This is a genomic window from Mesorhizobium sp. M7A.F.Ca.US.014.04.1.1 (assembly GCF_003998745.1).
Taxonomy (GTDB): domain Bacteria; phylum Pseudomonadota; class Alphaproteobacteria; order Rhizobiales; family Rhizobiaceae; genus Mesorhizobium; species Mesorhizobium ciceri.
Window position 1 is genome coordinate 1 of record NZ_RZRW01000080.1, and the last position, 992, is coordinate 992.

Genomic DNA, 992 nt, shown 5'->3' on the forward strand with positions numbered 1-992 from the left:
GTCCAGTTGTCGTCAAACGGATGGACGACGCGGAGGCCGGTGTCAAAACCCTTCTTCTCAGCTGTCTCCAGCGCCGCCACCGAGGTGCCCATATGGCCGATATCCTCGATGAACTTCGCCAGTGCCGGATTGTGCGCAGCGGCCTTCTTGGCCAACGGATGATCGGCGGCGACAGCCATGAAGGAAGCGCCGAAGATGGTGTCGGGCCTTGTCGTATAGACTTCCAACTCATGCTCGCCATCGGAGGCGTCGGCCAGAGGCCAACGGATCAGCAGGCCTTCCGAGCGGCCGATCCAGTTCTGCTGCATCAGCTTCACTTTTTCCGGCCATTCGTCGAGGCCTTCGAGCGAATCCAGCAGATCCTGGGCGAAGTCGGTGATCTTGAAGAACCACTGCGTCAGTTCGCGCTGTTCGACCAGCGCGCCCGAGCGCCAGCCGCGCCCGTCGATGACCTGCTCGTTGGCAAGCACCGTCATGTCCTCCGGATCCCAGTTGACCTTGGAGGATTTGCGCGTCACCAGCCCCTTCTCGACAAAGTCGAGGAACAGCATCTGCTGGCGGTGGTAGTAATCGACGTCGCAGGTGGCGAATTCGCGCGCCCAGTCCAGCGACAGCCCCATGACCTTGAGCTGCTCGCGCATGGTGGCGATGTTCTGGTAGGTCCACTCCTTGGGGTGGACCTTATTCTGCATCGCCGCGTTTTCGGCCGGCATGCCGAAGGCGTCCCAGCCCATCGGGTGCAGCACGTTGAAGCCCTTGGCCCGCTTGTAGCGCGCCACCACGTCGCCCATCGTGTAATTGCGGGTATGACCGATATGGATGCGCCCCGACGGATAGGGGAACATCTCCAGCACGTAGTATTTCGGGCGCGGATCGTCATTGTGCGCTTCGAACAGCTTCTTGGCGTCCCAGGCCTTCTGCCATTTGGGCTCTGACGCGCGCGGATTGTATCGTTCGGTTGCCATGGGACGTTTTTCACTTAAAAGCATGCG

1 protein-coding gene is annotated in these 992 nt (G+C 60.8%); it reads right to left on the reverse strand.

The annotated features are described in order from the left end of the window. A partial coding sequence (locus tag EOA22_RS08160; RefSeq protein ID WP_164755317.1) for a class I tRNA ligase family protein occupies positions 1-965 on the reverse strand: 965 nt, incomplete at its 3' end. Between the last annotated feature and the right edge of the window lie 27 nt (positions 966-992).